General features: G+C 71.0%; 17 protein-coding genes. 9 read left to right on the top strand and 8 right to left on the bottom strand.

Annotated elements, in window-relative coordinates; translation table 11 throughout:
* The first annotated feature begins 2 nt into the window (after positions 1-2).
* A complete protein-coding gene (locus Q7X29_RS25185; protein WP_218718472.1) occupies positions 3-800 on the top strand; it encodes an ABC transporter permease in 798 nt (265 codons plus the stop codon).
* 107 nt (positions 801-907) lie between these two features.
* Here the strand turns inward: Q7X29_RS25185 and Q7X29_RS25180 are convergent, their stop codons facing one another.
* From Q7X29_RS25180 to Q7X29_RS25165, 4 genes are all read right to left on the bottom strand, one after another.
* Positions 908-1,672, bottom strand: coding sequence for a glucose 1-dehydrogenase (locus Q7X29_RS25180; RefSeq protein WP_316575552.1), 765 nt, complete (start codon positions 1,670-1,672; stop codon positions 908-910).
* Positions 1,673-1,885: 213 nt separating this feature from the next.
* Complete coding sequence (locus Q7X29_RS25175) at positions 1,886-2,734, bottom strand: helix-turn-helix transcriptional regulator (RefSeq protein ID WP_218718470.1); 849 nt, start codon at positions 2,732-2,734, stop codon at positions 1,886-1,888.
* Between the two features lie 56 nt (positions 2,735-2,790).
* On the bottom strand, positions 2,791-3,189 hold the full coding sequence (locus Q7X29_RS25170; RefSeq protein WP_316575551.1) for a PPOX class F420-dependent oxidoreductase: 399 nt from the start codon (positions 3,187-3,189) through the stop codon (positions 2,791-2,793).
* A gap of 35 nt (positions 3,190-3,224) precedes the next feature.
* A complete protein-coding gene (locus Q7X29_RS25165) occupies positions 3,225-3,701 on the bottom strand; it encodes a DUF1772 domain-containing protein (protein ID WP_218718468.1) in 477 nt (158 codons plus the stop codon).
* A 155-nt stretch (positions 3,702-3,856) separates the two neighbouring features.
* On the opposite strand from Q7X29_RS25165, the gene Q7X29_RS25160 reads away from it, so the two are divergent.
* Entirely contained in the window at positions 3,857-4,465 is a 609-nt protein-coding gene (locus Q7X29_RS25160; RefSeq protein WP_218718467.1) for a DUF4126 domain-containing protein, read from the top strand.
* A 13-nt stretch (positions 4,466-4,478) separates the two neighbouring features.
* Here the strand turns inward: Q7X29_RS25160 and Q7X29_RS25155 are convergent, their stop codons facing one another.
* On the bottom strand, positions 4,479-5,489 hold the full coding sequence (locus tag Q7X29_RS25155) for an LLM class flavin-dependent oxidoreductase (RefSeq protein ID WP_316575550.1): 1,011 nt from the start codon (positions 5,487-5,489) through the stop codon (positions 4,479-4,481).
* 119 nt (positions 5,490-5,608) lie between these two features.
* Between Q7X29_RS25155 and Q7X29_RS25150 the strand changes: the two genes are divergently transcribed.
* Complete coding sequence (locus Q7X29_RS25150; RefSeq protein ID WP_218718465.1) at positions 5,609-6,085, top strand: MarR family winged helix-turn-helix transcriptional regulator; 477 nt, start codon at positions 5,609-5,611, stop codon at positions 6,083-6,085.
* Between the two features lie 46 nt (positions 6,086-6,131).
* On the top strand, positions 6,132-7,565 hold the full coding sequence (locus Q7X29_RS25145; protein ID WP_316575549.1) for a DHA2 family efflux MFS transporter permease subunit: 1,434 nt from the start codon (positions 6,132-6,134) through the stop codon (positions 7,563-7,565).
* Positions 7,566-7,650: 85 nt separating this feature from the next.
* On the opposite strand, the gene Q7X29_RS25140 is transcribed toward Q7X29_RS25145, so the two are convergent.
* Together Q7X29_RS25140 and Q7X29_RS25135 are read right to left on the bottom strand one after the other, a co-directional pair.
* The gene (locus Q7X29_RS25140) at positions 7,651-8,361 is read right to left on the bottom strand and encodes an HAD-IA family hydrolase (protein WP_316575548.1); all 711 of its coding nucleotides are present in this window, start codon (positions 8,359-8,361) and stop codon (positions 7,651-7,653) included.
* A complete protein-coding gene (locus tag Q7X29_RS25135; protein WP_316575547.1) occupies positions 8,358-10,460 on the bottom strand; it encodes a transketolase family protein in 2,103 nt (700 codons plus the stop codon). The genes Q7X29_RS25140 and Q7X29_RS25135 overlap by 4 nt, the downstream gene beginning before the upstream one ends.
* A 137-nt stretch (positions 10,461-10,597) precedes the next feature.
* Here Q7X29_RS25135 and Q7X29_RS25130 point away from each other — a divergent pair, with 137 nt between their 5' ends.
* Positions 10,598-11,263, top strand: coding sequence for a response regulator (locus Q7X29_RS25130; protein WP_218718461.1), 666 nt, complete (start codon positions 10,598-10,600; stop codon positions 11,261-11,263).
* Positions 11,260-12,417, top strand: a complete 1,158-nt coding sequence (locus Q7X29_RS25125; protein WP_316575546.1) for a GAF domain-containing sensor histidine kinase — start codon at positions 11,260-11,262, stop codon at positions 12,415-12,417. The genes Q7X29_RS25130 and Q7X29_RS25125 overlap by 4 nt, the downstream gene beginning before the upstream one ends.
* Here Q7X29_RS25125 and Q7X29_RS25120 read toward each other — a convergent pair whose 3' ends face one another.
* On the bottom strand, positions 12,418-13,404 hold the full coding sequence (locus Q7X29_RS25120; RefSeq protein WP_218718459.1) for a class I fructose-bisphosphate aldolase: 987 nt from the start codon (positions 13,402-13,404) through the stop codon (positions 12,418-12,420).
* Between the two features lie 149 nt (positions 13,405-13,553).
* On the opposite strand from Q7X29_RS25120, the gene Q7X29_RS25115 reads away from it, so the two are divergent.
* Genes Q7X29_RS25115 through Q7X29_RS25105 form a run of 3 tightly spaced genes read left to right on the top strand, consistent with a single transcriptional unit; the run spans position 13,554 to position 18,344 of the window.
* On the top strand, positions 13,554-15,839 hold the full coding sequence (locus Q7X29_RS25115; protein WP_316575545.1) for an FdhF/YdeP family oxidoreductase: 2,286 nt from the start codon (positions 13,554-13,556) through the stop codon (positions 15,837-15,839).
* Positions 15,840-15,862: 23 nt separating this feature from the next.
* A complete protein-coding gene (gene map, locus Q7X29_RS25110) occupies positions 15,863-16,726 on the top strand; it encodes a type I methionyl aminopeptidase (protein ID WP_218718457.1) in 864 nt (287 codons plus the stop codon).
* Between the two features lie 13 nt (positions 16,727-16,739).
* Positions 16,740-18,344 carry a cobyric acid synthase gene (locus tag Q7X29_RS25105; RefSeq protein ID WP_316575544.1) on the top strand — a complete coding sequence of 535 codons (1,605 nt, stop codon included), beginning with the start codon at positions 16,740-16,742 and terminating at the stop codon, positions 18,342-18,344.
* The last annotated feature ends 4 nt before the right edge of the window (positions 18,345-18,348 follow it).

Genomic DNA, 18,348 nt, shown 5'->3' with positions numbered 1-18,348 from the left:
TCGTGCTCGTGTGGACTCCTCGGGGAAAGGCCCTGGTGCTCGGCGTGTTCGGGCTGGTGGTCGCGGTGGTGTTCGTCGCCCCGATCGCCACGGTGGTCGCCGCCGCCTTGGCCGGTAGCTGGACCGGCCCGCTGCCCTCGGACCTCGGCTTCACCACGATCGGCAACGCGCTCACCGGCGAGCAGGCCGCCAGTCTGTCGGTGAGCCTGCAGACCGCCCTGCTGGCCGGGGCGATCTCGCTGGTCCTCGGCACCTGGGCCGCGCTCGCCTCGCGGGAAGCGCCGGCCTGGCTGCGCCGGGTGACCGACGCGGTGTTCCACCTGCCGGTCGCGGTGCCCTCGGTCGCGGTCGGCCTCGGTGTGCTCATCGCGTTCAACGAGCGCCCGCTGCTGCTCGGCGGCACCAAGTGGATCGTGATCGTGGCGCACGCGGTGCTGGTGCTGGCGTACGCGTTCAGCGCGGTGTCCGCCGCGCTGGACCGGCTCGACCCGGCGTACCGGCAGGCCGCCGAATCCCTCGGCGCCGGGCCGGTACGTGTGCTGTGCCAGATCACCCTGCCGTTGCTGCTGCCCGCCCTCGGGGCGGCGGCCGGTCTGGCCGTCGCGCTGTCCATGGGTGAGCTGGGCGCGACGATCATGGTCTACCCGGCCACCTGGAAGACGTTGCCCGTCAGCATCTTCGCCCAGACCGACCGCGGCGAAGTGTTCGACGCCGCGGCCGGGACCACGGTCCTCGTCGTCGTGACATTGGTGGTCCTGGTCGTCCTCGGTCGGGTGCGGGGACGGGCCGCGCTGCGCTGATCCGTTCCGGTACGAGGCGGGCGCCAGCCGTCACCGCCACCGGGAACCGACCCGGGGGACCTCCGCGGGAGACGGTGGCCTCGCGCCGGCGTCCGACCAGGTGTCGTTCACAGGAGGGCGGCGGCGTCGACGGCGGTGAGGCCGCCGTCGACGCGCAGGTCGTGGCCGTTGACGTAGGCGGCGTCGGCGGAAGCCAGGAAGGCGACGGCGGCGGCGACATCATCGGCGGTGCCCACTCGACCGGCGGGGGACAGGCCCGCGACACCTGCCTGGGCGGCGTCGGAGAGTTCGGCGCGCAAGGCCGGGGTGTCGATATAGCCGGGGCTGACCGAGTTCACGCGGATCCGACGCGGCGCCCATTCGGCGGCGAGCGTGCGGGTCAGGTTGTGGACAGCGGCCTTGCTCGCCGAGTACAGCGCGGCGCCGGGGACGCCGCGGTGCAGGCCGAAGGAGGCGTTGATGACGATCGCGGCGTGCTCGGACAGCAGCGGCGACGTCTTCTGGAGGGTGAAGAACGCGGCCTTGACGTTGGCGGCGATCACCTCGTCGAACAACGCGCCGGTGACCTGGTCGATCGGCTGGAACGAGCCGATGCCCGCATTGGCGAAGACCACGTCGAGGCGGCCGTAGCGAGCGGCGAGGGCGGCCACCAGAGTGTCCAGGTCGTCGAGATCGGTGACATCGCCCGCGATGCCGTGTGCCCGCGCCCCGAGCTCGGCCACCGCCGCGTCCAGCCTGCCCTTGTCGCGCCCGGTCACCACGACCTCGGCCCCTTCGGCGAGCAGCCGGCGCGCGGTCGCCAGACCCATGCCACTGGTGCCGCCGGTGATCAGCGCCGTCTTGCCGTCGAATCGAGAACTGTTGTGCGTCATGGATTCAGCGTGGCCGTCGACGCGCCGCGCAGACAGTGCGCAGTTATCCGGGGTGTGCAACCACCAGGCTCGGCGCCCCCGGCGGCACGGATCGTGTGTGGCTACGGCGTGCTCGCTGTCGGTTCGGCCACCCGCCGACTGCGCGATGCCGGACGGCGTTCCGTGGTGCCACGGGTTCCGCCGCGAGCGTGCCGGCGGGAAGGGCGTCGTGGGTCAGGCGGATTCGGTCAGGCGCAGACGCGGCAGGCGGGCGAGCCGTTCGTCGGTGTCGGTGCCCGGCTTCGGGTTGTAGAGCACGACAGACCAATTCGGGTGGTCGGCGACGGTCAGCGTGGTCGCGTCGAAGAACAACTCGCCGACTTCGGGATGGTGCAGGGCATTGACGGCTTGGGCGGGCACGCCGACCTCGTGCCGTTCCCACAGTCGCGCGAAGTCGGGCTCGGCGGCGGCGAGTTCGCGTGCCACCCGGTGGAATTCGTCATCGTGTGGGGCGAGGGCGGCGTCGGCGCGATAGGCCGCGACGACCCCCGGCGCCGCGGCGTCCCACAGCTCGGGCAGTCCGCGATACCGCCGGCTGGTGAAGAAGGTGATCAGGCAGTTGTGCGGTTCGCCGTCGTCGCAGCCGAATACCCGCCCGGCGAGGGCATTGAACGCCAGGATGTTCCAGTACCGGTCCCGCACCACGGCGGGCCCACGTTCCCAGCCGTCGATCAGCTGCCGGATCTCGACCGTCACCTCGGTCCCCGGCGTGGCGCTCGGGGGCGGAGGGTTGAGCCCGGCGAGCAGGTACAGATGCGCCCGCTCCGGCACACTCAACCGGAGCACGCCCGCCACCGCATCGAGGACTTCCCCCGAGACCGTGATGTCGCGCCCTTGCTCGAGCCACGTGTACCAAGACACCCCCACCCCGGCCAGCATCGCGACCTCTTCGCGCCGCAATCCCGGGGTGCGGCGCCGACCCGCCGCCGGTAGTCCGACGTCCGTCGGCCCGACCCGTTCCCGCCGCGACCGCAGGAAGTCGCGGAGCTGCTCGCGACGGTGGGTGGATGCTGCACTGGCCATCCCACCACGCTAACCGCGCCGCCCCGGTCTCGGCGAGGCGGCGCGGAGGAGCCAGGCTATTCCGGGCGGCGGCTGGTGAAGTCGAAGGATCCACCGTCGATGCCCCAGGAGATGACCCGGTCGGGGTGGATTCGGAGGACCACGCGTTCCTGGTGCGGGAACGGTGGCTCCTCGTCCTCGAGTGCCACCGCCTTGCCGCGCACCTCGATGCCGCGGATCACGTAGGGCTCGGCCGAGACCTGTTGGTCGACGACGAACGAGACCCGGCTGCCCGCTTCGACATTGCGGTACTTGCGGCTGGCTCGCATCCGCATGCCGCCGATGTCGATGGTGCCGTCAGCGTTCACCCGATAGTTGGTGGGGTTGTTCTGGACGACGCCGTCGGGCGACACCGTGGCCAGCCTGCCGATTCCCGCCTCGGCGAGGAACTGCTGTTCATTGATGGTGAAGGTCATCTCGGTACTCCTCGGTGTCTGCGATGTCGGTGCGGTCAGAACAGGATCAGCGCGGCGCACAGGCCGGCGATGGCGATGAACTGCAAGGTGACCCGGTATTTCAGGATGCTGTCCCACTTGTCCTGCAGCGCACGGGCATCGGCCGGAATGACGCCGCTGAGCGCGGCGGCGGTCTGCTGGGAATTGATCGGCTTGGCGACGCGGACATAGAAGGCGAGCCAGGTCAGCAGCGCGGCCACCGAGATCCCGGCCGCGACAGCGGCGCCGAGCTGGCCGGCCGACAGCGCGATCACCAGCGTGAGTACCGCGGTGACCACCCCGCCCACCCCCGCGATCGGCATGCGCTTGTCGCCGTAGTAGTGGCCCCACCCCGCGCTCACGGTCACGGTCGCGTCATCGAGCTTGCGGTAGACGGACCGCATGATCACGGCACCGCAGACATCGGTGCCGTAGACGACGGCATTGGCGAGGACGGCGACGGTGGCGATGATCTGGCCGGTGACAACGAGCATGGCGGGCTCCCTCTTCGTGAAATCTAGCGTCGATAGAATCTGGAGCAACGGTAGCATTCGAGCGCTAGCGTGTCTAGCGATGCTAGATTTCGGAGCGCTGTGGCAGCCCCGCTCGGCGGCCGCGCGGAGTCGGTGGACGGGCCTACGCTGAGCAGGTGTCGGTGCTACCTCTGATTTTCACCGCGGGCTGGGCCAGCGGGATCAACGCGTACGCGGTGGTGTTCCTGCTCGGGTTCTTCGGGCGGATCGGCTGGGCCGAGGACGTGCCGCCCGGACTCGAACGCACCGATGTGCTCGTCGCCGCCGCCATCCTCTTCGTGATCGAGGCCGTGGCCGACAAGATCCCGTATCTGGATTCGTTCTGGGACGCCGTGCACACCGTCGTGCGGCCCGCGTCCGGGGCGGTGGTGGCGGCCTTGATCGCCGGGCAGGACGACTCGCTGCCCACGCTGTTCGCCGCGGCGGTCGGCGGCACGACGGCCCTGGCCAGCCACATCGTCAAAGCCGGTACCCGGATGGCGATCAACACCTCGCCGGAACCGGTCACCAATATCGCGGTGAGTACCGCCGAGGATCTGGGCGTCGGCGGCGTCATCACCCTCGCGGTGTTCTTCCCCGTGCTGGCCGCGGTGATCGCTGCCGTCTCGCTGGCGATCGGATTGTGGGTGGTCTACGCCTGTGCCAGCCGCATCCGCCGCTACCTGCGCCGTCGTCGCGAACGCCGCGCCGCCCGCCGGGGCGAGCTGGACGCGGCGCTCGAGTAGATGCTCGGGGAGGTCAGCGCACCTGCGGGGCGACCTTCGTGCCGAGCAGGTCGATGCTGTGCAGGACCTGCTCCGGCGGGAGCGTGCCGACGCTGGTGTGCAGCATGAACCGGTCGAGGCCGAGGGTGTCGCGGACCTCGGCGATCTTGCCCGCCACGTAGTCCGGCGTGCCGACGAACAGTGAACCGCTCTGCGAACGTAAGGCGTCGAACTGCTCGCGGGTCATCGGGCCCCAGCCTCGTTCGCGACCGATTGTGGACATGGCCAGCGCGTACGGCGCGTAGAAATCGGCCACCGCCTGCTCGTCGGTATCGGCCACATAGCCGTGCGCGTGCACCGCCACCGGCTGCTTCTCGTGGCCACCCTCGGCGAGCGCGCGGTGATACAGCTCGACCAGCGGTGTGAACCTGGCCGGCTGACCGCCGATGATCGCGATCGCCAGCGGCAGGCCGAGCAGGCCGGCGCGGATCACCGACTCCGGACTACCGCCGACCGCGATCCAGACCGGCAGCGGCCGGTCGTCGGTGCGCGGGTAGACGGTCGCGTCCCGCAGCGGCGCGCGGAACCGGCCCGACCACGTCACCGGCTCTTCCTCGCGCAGCCGCAGTAGCAGCGCCAGCTTCTCCTCGAACAGGTCGTCGTAGTCGGCGAGGTCGTAGCCGAACAGCGGGAACGACTCGGTGAACGAGCCGCGCCCGGCCATCAGCTCGGCCCGGCCGTTCGACAGCCCGTCCAATGTCGCGAAGTCCTGATACACCCGGACCGGGTCGTCGGAGCTGAGGACGGTGACCGCGCTGGTCAGCTGGATGCGCTCGGTCCGCGCCGCCGCGGCCGCCAGGACGACGGCGGGCGAGGACGCCGCGAAGTCCTTGCGGTGGTGCTCGCCGACGCCGTAGACGTCCAGGCCCGCCGCCTCGGTGGCGACGGCCTCGTCGACGACCTGGCGCAGCCGCTCGGCGGCGGTCGGTGCGGGCCGATCGCCGGTGGGGTACAGCTCGGCGAAGGTGGTCAGCCCCAGTTCCATGTGAACCTCGTCTCGGGATGTGGTCTGCTCCGGTCACCGCTTAAACGGACCGCGGTCCGGCAAAATTCCCGCGGATACGGAGAGATGCAGATTATCTATTACAAAACTATAGTGACGGTATGACCGCCCTCGCGACGACGCGCACCGAACCCGACCTGTCCTTCCTGCTCGACCGCACGAGTCATGTCCTGCGCACCCAGATGGCGGCCGCGCTGGCCGAGATCGGGCTGACGGCCCGCATGCACTGCGTGCTGGTGCACGCGCTCGAGGCCGAGCGGACCCAGGCGCAGCTCGCCGAGCTCGGCGACATGGACAAGACGACCATGGTCGTCACCGTCGACGCGCTGGAGAAGGCGGGTCTGGCCGAGCGCAAGCCGTCGAGTACCGACCGTCGCGCGCGCATCATTGCGGTGACGCCCGCGGGGGCGAAGCTGGCCGCGCGCAGTGCCGACATCGTGGACGGCGTGCATCGGGCGGCGCTCGAATCGTTGCCGAAAGGCGAGCGGGAGACCTTGGTTCGCGCGCTGAATCTGCTGGTGGAGGGGCATCTGTCCACCGCGGTGGAGGCGGCTCCCGCGCGGCGCGCCCGGCAATAGTCCGTTATAGATTGTCTGCAACGAAACTATCTAGTACGGTCATTTCATGACCTCTTCTCAGCGCATCGCCTTGGCGGTGCTGTCGGCGGCGACGCTGATGACCATCCTCGACGGCAGCATCGTCACCGTCGCGCTGCCCGCCATCCAGGCGGATCTCGGCTTCTCGCCCGCCGGCCTGAGCTGGACCGTCAACGCCTACCTGATCGCCTTCGGTGGACTGCTCCTGCTGGCCGGACGGCTGGGCGACCTGATCGGCCGCAAGACGATGTTCCTCACCGGCACCGTCGTTTTCACCGCGGCCTCGCTGCTGGCGGGCGCGGCGACCACCCCGGCGATGCTGGTGGCGGCCCGCTTCCTGCAGGGCGTCGGCAGCGCCATCGCTGCGTCGGTGGTGCTCGGCATCCTGGTCACGATCTTTCCCGGACCGCGTGAACGGGCCACGGCCATCGGCATTTTCAGCTTCACCGGCGCGGCGGGGGCCTCGATCGGGCAGGTGCTCGGCGGCGTGCTCACGGATGCGCTGAACTGGCACTGGATCTTCCTGATCAATGTGCCGATCGGGCTGGTGACGATGCTCGTCGCCGTTAGGGCGCTGCCGGCCGATCGCGGTCTGGGGTGGGCGGCGGGCGCCGACGTGTTCGGGGCCGTCCTGGTCACCGCCGGTCTGATGCTCGGGATCTACACCATCGTCGAGGTCGAGCGGTACGGCTGGGTGTCGCCACGCACCCTGGGGCTCGCGGCGTCGGCCGTCGCGCTGCTCGTCGCGTTCGTCGTCCGGCAGGCCACCGCGCGCAAGCCGCTCCTGCCGTTGCGGATCTTCCGCTCGCGCGCCGTCTCCGGCGCCAATGTGGTGCAGATGCTGACGCTGTCGGCGATGTTCGCCTTCCAGATCATCGTCGCGCTGTACCTGCAGAAGGTACTGGGCTACAACGCCTTGCAGACCGGTCTGGCCATGCTGCCCGCCGCGGTCGCCATCGGCGGGGTATCGCTGTTCGCCTCGGCCCGGCTGATGACACGCTTCGGCGAACGGGCCGTGCTGATCGCCGGCCTGGTGCTGCTGCTGGTCGGCATGTCGTGGCTGATGCGGCTGCCCGTCGACGCCGACTATGTCACCGATCTGCTGCCCATGATGGTGTTGATCGCCGGTGGCGGCCTGGTGCTGCCCGCGCTCACCGCACTGGGCATGTCGGGTGCCTCGGCCGATGACGCCGGGCTCGCCTCTGGCCTGTTCAACACCACTCAGCAGGTCGGGATGGCGATCGGAATCGCGGTCCTGTCCACCCTCGCCGCTACCAGGACCGGCGCCCAACTCGCCTCGGGTGCTACCGAAGCCGTCGCGTTGACCAGCGGCTACCGGCTCGCGTTCACCGTCGCGGCCGGGCTGCTCGCGGCGGCGCTGCTCGTCAGCGTGACGGTGCTGCGCCGCACGCGGCCCGCCACCGAAGTCACCCCGGCGGCGGACGCGGTCACCGCGTTCTGACCGGCCGACCGTAGGGCGATCGAGGAGCGTCGCCCGCCGGGATTCGCCGCACGGCGACTGCTCGCGCCGACCCCGCACGCGGTGGTTACCGGGAACGCGGCGGTGCCGCGGCCGGCTGGCCGTCGAACCAGCTGACCAGTTCCGGGTCGTCCAGACCGTCCGCGACCAGCAGCGCCGCGGACAGATCGTGCGAGCGGGTATAGGCGTTCTGCGCCGCGACGCACGGCACCCGGGCCGCTGTCGCGGCGAGCACGCCATTGGCGGAATCCTCCACGGCGACAACGTGCTCGGGAGCGGACCCGGTGCGGGCCAGGACCTCCAGATACACCGCCGGACTCGGTTTGAGGTCGGGCACCTCCGTCCCGGTGACCACGGTGTCGAACACCTCGCCGAAGGCGTTGCGCAGCAACGGTTCCACCCACGCGCGGGTGCCCGTGGTGGCCACATGCAGCGCGACACCGCGGGCGGCGAGCCGTTCGATGAGCTCCCGGGCGCCCGGCCTCGGCTGGATCTGCCCGTCCTCGACCAGGCTCCGCATGATCCGGGTCTTGGCGGGGTGTAGTCGTTGCGCGAGTTCTCTGGCCTGGTCGGCTGAGCGCCCGGTGCTCTCGAACCAGTGGGTCATCCGCTGGGCGCCACCGGCGATCCGCAGCAGCTCCCCGTAGCGGTCGACATCCCAGCGGTCGGGGAGTCCGGCTTCGGCGAAGGCCGCGTTGAACGCCACCCGGTGGCCGTCGCGTTCGCTGTCGACCAGGGTGCCGTCGACATCGAAGATCACCGCCTCCAGGCGGGTCATCGCGCGCTGCCCAGATGGTCGCGGATGCGGGCGAGCGCCGACGACACGGTGAAGCCGTGGTGGGCCATGACCTCGGCGCCGGGACCGCTGTGCCCGAACTCGTCGATACCGATCGCCAGGTCGACCACGCCAGCCCAGGCCGTGGTCGTGCCCGCCTCGATGCTGACGGTGCACGCCGAGGGATCGGGGGAGTAGCGCGTGCGATCCAGCACCGACACCACCCGCACAGGATGGCCGTCGGCGCGGAGTTCCTGGGCGACCGCCGCCGCCAGTGCGACTTCCGAACCGGTGGCGACGAGCTCGACGGTGCGATGTTCCTCGCCGATCAGCGGCTCGGCGACAGCGACCGCGCCATCGTCGGCGGTGGGCGGGGAGCCGACGACGGCGGCGTCCGAAGGCTTGCCGGTGGCTGTCACTCGCGGGGCGGGCACGAGGTCCTCGGCGCCGGGACCGTCGGCCGCGGCGGGCCGGGGCGTGACAGTGGGTTGGGGTGCTCGGCGGTGGGTGTCGTGCTGCGGCAGCGACTGTCGGGACAGGATCAGCGCGGTCGGCCCGTCGGTGCGGGTCAGCGCGAGTTCCCAGGCGAGCGCGGTCTCGGCATCGTCGGCCGGGCGCAGCACCTGGAGACCGGGGATGACGCGCAGCGATTCGAGGTGTTCGACGGGCTGGTGGGTCGGCCCGTCCTCGCCGACGGCGATGGAATCGTGGGTGAGCACGTAGATCACGGGCTGACCCATCAGCGCCGACAATCGCAGCGCGGGCCGCAGGTAGTCGGCGAACACCAGGAACGTACTGCCGAACACGCGGAACCCGCCGTGCAGGCTGATTCCGTTGAGGACGGCGGCCATGCCGAACTCGCGGATGCCGAACGCGATCGCGGTGGGTGCGTAGTCGTCCCCGCGCACGACCGGGCCGAACGCGGTTCCGGTCGAGCCCGCCAGGTCGGCCGAGCCGCCCACCAGCTCCGGCAGGATCGGGCGCAGGGCGTCCAGGCACGCCTGCGAGGACTGCCGGGTCGCCCGTGGCGCGTCGCCGACGATCCCGGACAGCGCGTCGGCCAGACCGTCGGGCAGTGTCCGCGCACCGGCCCTGGCGAACTCGTCGGCGCGTCGCGGTGCGGCAGCGGCGAATTCGGTAAACCGGCCGAGCCAGTCGGCCCGGTCCTCGGCGCCGAGCCCGGCGAGCACCGCGCACGTCGCGGCGACCTGCTCGGGCACCGTGAACGGCGGAAACGTCCATCCCGCGAGCTCTTTGGCCCGCGCCAGCTGATCGGCGCCCAACGGTGATCCGTGCGCCTTCGCCGTGCCGGCCACGTCGGGCGCACCGTGCCCGATCACCGTCCGGACAGCGAGGAAGCTCGGCCGGGGATCGTCCTTCGCCCGGGTCAGCGCCGCGTCGATCGCGGCGATATCGGTGCCGTCGGGCACCGCCTCGGTGTGCCAGCCGTAGGCGGCGAAGCGGGCGAGCTGGTCGTCGCCGCAGGCCCGGTCCACCGCGCCGTCGATGGTGATGGCGTTGTCGTCCCACAGCACGATCAACCGGCCCAGCCGCAGCTGCCCGGCGAGCGAGGCCGCCTCGTGGCTGACGCCCTCCATCAGGCAGCCGTCGCCGACGATCGCGTAGGTGCGGTGGTCGGTGAGCTCGGGGTAGCGGGCGTGGGTCATGCGCTCCGCCAACGCCATACCGACCGCCATCGCCAGCCCCTGGCCGAGCGGGCCGGTCGTGCACTCCACCCCCGGTGTCTCGCCGTACTCGGGATGGCCCGGCGTGCGCGACCCGAGCTGGCGGAACCGGCGCAGCTCCGCGATGGGCAGGTCGTAGCCGAACAGGTGCAGCAGCCCGTACAGCAGTGCCGAACCGTGCCCGGCGGACAGCACGAACCGATCGCGGTCGGCCCAGCCGGGGTCGGCCGGATCGTGGCGCAGATGCCTGCTCCACAGCGTCCACGCCATCGGCGCCGCCCCCATCGGCATCCCGGGATGCCCGGAGTTCGCGGCCTCGACCATGTCGGCGGCGAGGAAGCGCAGGGTGTCGACGGCGAGCCGGTCGGTGTCGACGGCGGACACGACGAGCGGCCGATGAACAGTGGATTCCGGCATGGGTGGCGCCTTTCGATCGGGTCCGTCCATCCGACCGCACCCGGGGCAGCGCGGCCTTCCCCCGCGCGGGTGGCCGCACGGGTGATTTCTCGCCGATTGCCCCGAACCCCAGTGCTTTTCCGCCGTACTGTGGCGGTATGCCGGAGCCGCCGACCCCGTTACGGTTGGTGCTCGTCGACGACCACGAGATGGTCCTGCACGGGCTCGACGCGATGCTCGGCCACTTCCCCGACGAGGTCGTGATCGTGGGCCAGTCGAGCACCGACACCGCGGCGCTGCGCCTGATCGACGAGCACCGGCCCGACATCGTCCTGTGCGACATCCGCATCGGCAAGGCCAGCGGTCTGGATCTGTGCCGCCAGATCACCGAGCGGTATCCGGGCACCAAGGTCGTGGTGCTCACCGTGTACGACGACGAGCACTACCTCTATCAGGCGCTGCGCGCGGGCGCGGCCGGGTATGTGCTCAAGCGCGTGGACGGGCGTGAACTCGTCGCCCACCTGCGCCGCGCCGCCGAGGGCGAGACCGTCATCGATCCCGCCCTGGCCGGTCGGGTGGCACTGGCCGCGGCCCGGCTCGACGCGGGGCAGTTCTGGTCGGGCGCGCACCTGGGCCTGACCCAGCGCGAGTCGGAAGTGCTGGGACTGCTGGTCTCCGGGCACTCCAACCGGGCGGTGGCGGGCAAGCTCGTGGTCAGCGAGGACACGGTGAAGACCCACATCCGCGGGCTGTATCGCAAACTGGGCGTGTCCGATCGGAGCGGGGCGATCGCGGTCGCGTTGCGGGAAGGGCTGTTCCGGTGACCGGTGCCGCGCCGACGGCGGCGCAGCTGGCCCCGCTGCTCGCGGCCGACGGTGTGCAGCTCTACGCCGTCGACGGATCCGATCTCGGCGTGGTCGATCTGTGGCCGGCGCACCCGTCGGCCGGCTCGCTGACCCTGCCGGTCGGGTTCGGGGTGACGGGGTTGGTCGCCCGGACCGGAACCCCGGTCCTGCTGGATCGGGATTCGCCACGGAACGCCCTGCACCGCAGCCTGTTACGCCTCGAGCCGGGGCAGACGATCGCGCGGATGTGCCTGCCGCTGCGCGGTGTCGACGATTCCGTGGTGGGAGTCCTCGCCGCGCACCGGGATCCGGCCGAACCGTTCGGCCCGGCCGACCTCGACCGCGCGGCGGGCTACGCGGTCGTCCTCGGCCTGTCGGTGCACGCGCACCGGTTGTGGCGCACCGTCAACCGGCACCGCACCGAACGGGATCGCCTGGTCGAACAGGCGATCTCCGCGCAGGAGGCCGAGCGTCGGCGCATCGCGTTCGACCTGCACGACGGGGTGACCACCGCGCTCGCGTCGATGTCGTTCCACCTGTCCGCGGCCGACCTGACCGTCTCCGAACTCGCCGCCCACGTCGCCACGGGCGACGAGTCCGGCGTGCGCGCGCTGGAGCGGGCCCGCGCCGAACTGGTCAGTGCCCGGACGCTGGCCGATTTCGCCTACAACGAGACCAGGGCGGCGATCTCGGGCCTGCACAGCCTGGTTCTCGACGACCTCGGCCTGGTCGCCGCGCTCGAATCGCTGGTCCGCACCGCGGGCACCGGCGGCGGCCCGGCGATCGAATTGCTCGTCGACCCGGCCGCCGCGGTCGGCGACATCGCCGACCACGCGGCCGCCGCGCTGTACCGGATCGCGCAGGAAGCGCTGGTGAACGCGGTCAAGCACGCGGGCGCGAGCCGGATCGTGCTGTCGCTGCGCCGGGTCGGCGACTCGGTGGTGCTCGGCTGTTCCGACGACGGCGCGGGTTTCGACCCCGCCGCGCGCCGGGCCGAGCGGGCCGCCGCCGACGGCCAGCACTTCGGCCTGAGCTCCCTGGCCGAACGCTGCGCCGTCATCGAGGCTTCGCTGCGCGTCGAGTCGCTGCTGGGGCGCGGCACGATCGTGCTGGTCGAGCTGCCGCTGCGGTAGTCAGCGGGTCGCGTCGGCGGCACTGCGGCAGTTCGCCAACAGCACCCGCTGCGCGTCGAGCACCGCGGCGGGCGCGCCGGCCCAGGTCCGTAACGCGGCGCTGACCAGCGCGCGCCCGAACGAGAACGTGACCGCCCACGGCCGGTCGCCGTGGGCGTGCAGCGCGCGCAGGTACTCGCAGACCCGCTCGGTCGGCTGGCCGCCGGACAGGAACGCGATGCCGGGGACCGCGGCGGGCACGGTGTCGCGCAGGACCTCGAAGGTCGCGTCCACCACCGCCGCGGTGGACGCGGGCGCGGCGGCCAGGCCCGGGGTCACGAAGTTCGGCTTGAGCACGATGCCGGTCAGGTCGACGCCGGCGGCGTCGAGCGCGGCGAACACCGACCGCAGGGCGAGCCGGGTCGCCTGGGCGGACGCGGCCAGGTCGTGCTCGCCGGTGCACAGCACCTCCGGCTCGACGATCGGCACGATGCCGTGCTCCTGGCACAGCGCGGCATAGCGCGCCAGCGCGTGCCCGTTGGCGTGCGCGGCGTAGGGCGTGATCGTCCGCACGTCGAACACCGCCCGCCACTTGGCGAAGGCGGCCCCGCGCTCGGCATAGGACGCCAGCCGGGCGCCGAGACCGTCGAGTCCCTCGGTGACCAGCGCGCCCGCCTGCCCTGGCAGGGCGGTGGTGCCGGTGTCGACCTTGATGCCGGGCAGGATGTCCAGATCGCGCGCGGCGGCGGGGAAGGCACGGCCGTCGGCGAGTTCCTGGCCGAAGGTCTCGTCGCACAGGATGATTCCGCTGACCCGATCCGCCAGTCCGTCGGTGGTCAGCAGCAGGGCGCGATAGTCGCGCCGGGCGGTCGCGCTCGCCGGGATGCCCTCCTGCTCGAGACGCGCGGACATGGTCTTGATCGACTCGTCGGCGGCGAGAATGCCGCGGCCGCCGCCGGTCAGCTGCTGGGCGACGGCGGCGAGGGTCGGGGCGGGAAGTGTCGTCATGCAGACAGCGTGCGAGCGCGGCGCTCGTCCGTCCTCACCCCTGCGGGCGAAACCGGGTGTGAACCGTCGCGTTGACAACCGCCCCGAAACTGGGAAGCCTGAGGTCATCCAGTCCGATCGCAGTGCCGCGGCACGGGAAGAAGCCGGTGATGACCTCGATCGACGACCCCACCGACGACCTGTCGGTCACCCCGCCCAAGACCTGGGCGGCCGGCGTTCCCGGGGTGGTCCACGCACTCGAGTACTCGCTGGCGCAGACCTCGGCCACGCGCACCGCGCTCACCCTGCTCAACGTCAACCAGACCGAGGGCTTCGACTGTCCGGGCTGCGCCTGGCCGGAGCCCGAGCACCGGCACAAGAACGAGTACTGCGAGAACGGCGCCAAGCACGTCAGCGACGAGGCGACCACCCGCCGGGTCACCCGCGAGTTCTTCGCCACCCACACCGTCGACGAACTCGACGCCACCTCCGACTACTGGCTCAACCAGCAGGGCAGACTGACCGAACCGATGGTCAAGCGCCCCGGCGCCGCCCACTACGAGCCCATCGGCTGGGACGCCGCCCTCGACCTGATCGCCGAGACGCTGCGCGGCCTCGCCTCGCCGAACGAGGCGCTGTTCTACACCTCGGGCAGGCTCAACAACGAGGCCGCGTTCCTGCTGCAACTGTTCGCCCGCGCCTACGGCACCAACAATCTGCCCGACTGCTCCAACATGTGCCACGAGTCCAGCGGTTCTGCGCTGAACCAGACCCTGGGCGTCGGCAAGGGCAGCGTGTCGCTGGAGGACATCTACGCCGCCGACCTGATCTTCGTCGTCGGGCAGAACCCCGGCACCAACCATCCCCGGATGCTCTCGGCGCTGGAGCGGGCCAAGCGCAACGGCGCGAAGGTGGTCGCGGTCAACCCGCTGCCCGAGGCCGGGCTGATCCGGTTCAAGAACCCGCAGGTCCCGCGCGGGGTGATCGGGCGCGGCACCGCGATCGCCGATTACTTCCTGCAGATCCGACCGGGCGGTGACCTCGCGCTGTTCCAGACCCTGAACCGGCTGCTGCTCGAGGCCGAGGACGCCGCCCCCGGCACCGTCCTGGACCACGAGTTCATCCGCGAACACACCCACGGCTTCGCCGAGTTCGCCGCGCACGCCAGGGGGATCGGCTGGGACGCCGCCCTCGAAGCGACCGGCCTGACCCGCGCGGCCATCGAGGACGTGCATGCGGCTGTGCTCGGCTCGCGACGGATCATCGTGTGCTGGGCGATGGGCCTGACCCAGCACAAGCACGGGGTGCCCACGATCCGCGAGATCGTCGACTTCCTGCTGCTGCGTGGCAATCTCGGCCGCACCGGAGCGGGCGTGTGCCCGGTCCGCGGACACAGCAATGTGCAGGGCGACCGCACGATGGGCATCTGGGAACGGGTACCGCAGACCTTCCTCGACGCCCTCGGCGCCGAGTTCGGCTTCACCCCGCCGACCGCGCACGGCCTGGACTCCGTCGCCGCGATCCGCGCGATGCGCGACGGTCAGGCGAAGGTCTTCGTCGGCGTCGCGGGCAATTTCGCACGGGCGACACCGGACAGCGCGGTGACCGAGGCCGCCCTGCGGCAGTGCGCGCTCACCGTGCAGATCTCCACCAAACTCAATCGCTCGCACACGGTGTGCGGTGAGACCGCGCTGATCCTGCCGACCCTGGGCCGCAGCGATCGCGACATCCAGGCCACCGGCGAGCAGTTCGTCACGGTGGAGGACTCGATGAGCGAGGTGCACGCCTCGCGAGGTCGCCTCGACCCGGCCTCGCCGCACCTGCTCAGCGAGGTCGCCATCATCTCCCGGCTCGCCCAGCGCACCCTCGGCGCGACCCCGGCGATTCCGTGGGCGGAGTTCGAAGCCGACTACAACACCGTGCGCGACCGGATCTCGCGGGTGGTGCCCGGCTTCGAGAACTTCACCGAGCGCGTCGAGCGGCCGGGTGGACTGCGGCTGATCAACCCGGTCAACCGGGGCATCTACCGCACGGCCAGCGGCAAAGCGGAATTCACCCGCAACGAGTTCACCTTCCTCGACGTGCCGCCCGGTCACCTGCTGTTGCAGTCGCTGCGCTCGCACGACCAGTGGAACACCATCCCGTACGCGAACAACGACCGCTACCGGGGCATCCACAACGCGCGCCGGGTGGTGATGGTCAACCCGGACGATCTGGCCGAGCTCGGCCTGGCCGACCGCGACGTGGTCGATCTGGTCAGCGTCTGGACGGACGGGGTCGAGCGGCGCGCGGAGAACTTCGTCGTGGTCGCCTACCCGGCCAGCCGTGGCTCGGCGGCGGCCTACTATCCGGAGACGAACGTGCTGGTCCCGCTCGACAGCGTGGCCGACATCAGCAACACCCCTACCTCGAAGGGCATCGTGGTCCGGCTCGAACCGCGCCACAGCGCCGGGTAGGGGTGCTGGCTACACTCGCAGCTATGTCCGTGCGCACCCGTCAGCCACTCGTTCCCGGCACCCAGTCGCCGATCCGGGACGTCCCGCGTTCCATCGAGCGTCCCGAGTACGTGTGGAAGAAGACCGCCAACGAAGGGCGCGAGCCCTGGGTGCAGACCGCCGAGACCATCGAGAAGATGCGGATCGCGGGCAAGATCGCCGCGCAGGCCCTCGAGGAGGCGGGCAAGGCGGTCGCGCCCGGCGTCACCACCGACGAGCTGGACCGGATCGCCCACGAGTACATGTGCGATCACGGCGCCTACCCCTCGACCCTGGGCTACAAGGGCTTCCCCAAGTCCTGCTGCACCTCGCTCAACGAGGTCATCTGCCACGGCATCCCCGACTCGACCGTCATCGAGGACGGTGACATCGTCAATATCGATGTCACCGCCTTCATCCACGGCGTGCACGGTGACACCAACAAGACCTTCCTCGCCGGCGACGTGGACGAGGAGGTGCGCCTGCTGGTCGAGCGCACCGAAGAGGCCACCAACCGGGCCATCAAGGCGGTCAAGCCGGGCCGTGCGCTCAATGTGATCGGGCGCGTCATCGAGGCCTACGCCAATCGGTTCGGCTACGGCGTCGTCCGCGACTTCACCGGCCACGGCGTCGGTCCCACCTTCCACAGCGGCCTGGTTATCCTGCACTACGACCAGCCCAGCATCGAGTCGGTCATTGAGCCCGGCATGACCTTCACCATCGAGCCGATGATCAACCTCGGCGGTATCGACTACGACATCTGGGACGACGGCTGGACCGTGGTCACCAAGGATCGCAAGTGGACCGCCCAGTTCGAGCACACCCTGGTGGTCACGGAGACGGGCGCGGAAATCCTCACGCTGCCGTGAGTCGGTCCGTGGCATGAGCGGCGATCTGCGCGGGGCGCTGCTGATCGCGGGCACGACCTCCGACGCCGGGAAAAGCGTGGTGGTCGCGGGGATCTGCCGAATGCTCGCGCGGCGTGGCGTGCGGGTGGCGCCGTTCAAGGCGCAGAACATGTCCAACAACTCCGTCGTCACCCTCGACGGCGGGGAGATCGGGCGGGCGCAGGCGTTGCAGGCGCGGGCGTGTGGGTTGGAGCCGAGCGTGCGGTTCAATCCGGTGCTGCTCAAGCCCGGCAGTGATCGGCGCTCGCAGCTCGTCGTGCGCGGCAAGGCCGTCGGGACCGTCGGCGCGCGTGACTATTTCACGCGCAGGCAGCAGCTGCGTGAGGTGGTGGCGGACGAACTCGCTTCCCTGCGTGCGGAATTCGACGTGGTGATCTGTGAGGGCGCCGGATCACCCGCCGAGATCAATCTGCGGGCCACGGATCTGGCCAATATGGGTCTGGCGCGCGCCGCCGAGCTGCCCGTGCTCGTGGTCGGTGATATCGACCGAGGGGGAGTGCTGGCACACCTGTTCGGCACCGTCGCGGTGCTGGAACCCGAAGACCAGCAGCTCATCTCGGGCTTCCTCGTCAACAAGTTCCGTGGTGACGTCGCCCTGCTCCAACCGGGCCTCGACCAGCTGACCGTCCTGACCGGCCGCCCCACCCTGGGCGTGCTGCCGTTCGCCGACGACCTCTGGCTCGACGCCGAGGACTCCCTCGGCACCGTTGCGGGTACCCCGGTCGGTCGCCCCGGCCCACCCCACGGCACCGACTGGCTCACCGTCGCCGCCGTCCGGCTGCCCCGCATCTCCAACTCCACCGACATCGAAGCCCTCGCCTGCGAGCCCGGCGTCGCCGTCCGCTGGGCCGACGGACCCGATCAGATCGCCACCGCCGATCTCGTCGTCGTGCCCGGGTCCAAGTCGACGGTTTCCGACCTGGCGTGGTTGCGCGCCAAGGGGATCGACGCGGCGCTGCACGCCCGGGCCGCCGCGGGGCGCCCGATCCTCGGGATCTGCGGCGGCTACCAGATGCTGGGGCGGCGCATCGTCGACGGCGTCGAACACGTCGGGTCCGCGGGGGATCAGGGTGCCGTCGCCGCGTCGGCTGAGGACGGGGACGCGGCGCGGCCCTGCGTGGTGGACGGGCTCGGATTGTTCGACCTCGCCATCGAATTCGCGGAGCCCAAGATCGCCCGCCAGGTCGTCGGCGAGGCGGGCGCGCTGCCGGTGCACGGCTACGAGATCCACCACGGCCGCGTCCGCCACAGCGCCGACGCGCCCTGGCTCACCATCGACGGAGCTCCCGAAGGCAGTGTGCGGGCATCGATCTGGGGCACCCACGTGCACGGCCTCCTCGAATCCGACGAGTTCCGCCGCGCCTGGCTGACCGAGGTCGCCCGGCACGCGGGGCGCACCGGATTCCGCGTCGCCCCGGACACCTCGGTGGCGGCCACCCGTACCGCGCAGCTCGACCTGCTGGCCGACCTGGTCGAGCGGCACGTCGACCTGGCCGCCCTCGACGCCCTGATCAGCCGCGGCGCACCACGGGACCTACCGGTCGTCCACAGCGAACTCGACCGCCCCACCGTCGGCTGAACGC

The organism is Nocardia canadensis, from assembly GCF_032656385.1.
GTDB lineage: Bacteria > Actinomycetota > Actinomycetes > Mycobacteriales > Mycobacteriaceae > Nocardia > Nocardia canadensis.
Note: the sequence above shows the minus strand (reverse complement) of the source record. Positions and strands in the feature narration are given on the sequence as shown.

Bases quoted from the DNA above. Each gene is read 5' to 3' on its own strand.
- Q7X29_RS25180 (WP_316575552.1), bottom strand. From the start codon at position 1,672: ATGACGCACAACAGTTCTCGATTCGACGGCAAGACGGCGCTGATCACC.
- Q7X29_RS25175 (WP_218718470.1), bottom strand. From the start codon at position 2,734: ATGGCCAGTGCAGCATCCACCCACCGTCGCGAGCAGCTCCGCGACTTC.
- Q7X29_RS25170 (WP_316575551.1), bottom strand. From the start codon at position 3,189: ATGACCTTCACCATCAATGAACAGCAGTTCCTCGCCGAGGCGGGAATC.
- Q7X29_RS25165 (WP_218718468.1), bottom strand. From the start codon at position 3,701: ATGCTCGTTGTCACCGGCCAGATCATCGCCACCGTCGCCGTCCTCGCC.
- Q7X29_RS25155 (WP_316575550.1), bottom strand. From the start codon at position 5,489: ATGGAACTGGGGCTGACCACCTTCGCCGAGCTGTACCCCACCGGCGAT.
- Q7X29_RS25150 (WP_218718465.1), top strand. From the start codon at position 5,609: ATGACCGCCCTCGCGACGACGCGCACCGAACCCGACCTGTCCTTCCTG.
- Q7X29_RS25145 (WP_316575549.1), top strand. From the start codon at position 6,132: ATGACCTCTTCTCAGCGCATCGCCTTGGCGGTGCTGTCGGCGGCGACG.
- Q7X29_RS25140 (WP_316575548.1), bottom strand. From the start codon at position 8,361: ATGACCCGCCTGGAGGCGGTGATCTTCGATGTCGACGGCACCCTGGTC.
- Q7X29_RS25135 (WP_316575547.1), bottom strand. From the start codon at position 10,460: ATGCCGGAATCCACTGTTCATCGGCCGCTCGTCGTGTCCGCCGTCGAC.
- Q7X29_RS25130 (WP_218718461.1), top strand. From the start codon at position 10,598: ATGCCGGAGCCGCCGACCCCGTTACGGTTGGTGCTCGTCGACGACCAC.
- Q7X29_RS25120 (WP_218718459.1), bottom strand. From the start codon at position 13,404: ATGACGACACTTCCCGCCCCGACCCTCGCCGCCGTCGCCCAGCAGCTG.
- Q7X29_RS25115 (WP_316575545.1), top strand. From the start codon at position 13,554: ATGACCTCGATCGACGACCCCACCGACGACCTGTCGGTCACCCCGCCC.
- map (WP_218718457.1), top strand. From the start codon at position 15,863: ATGTCCGTGCGCACCCGTCAGCCACTCGTTCCCGGCACCCAGTCGCCG.
- Q7X29_RS25105 (WP_316575544.1), top strand. From the start codon at position 16,740: ATGAGCGGCGATCTGCGCGGGGCGCTGCTGATCGCGGGCACGACCTCC.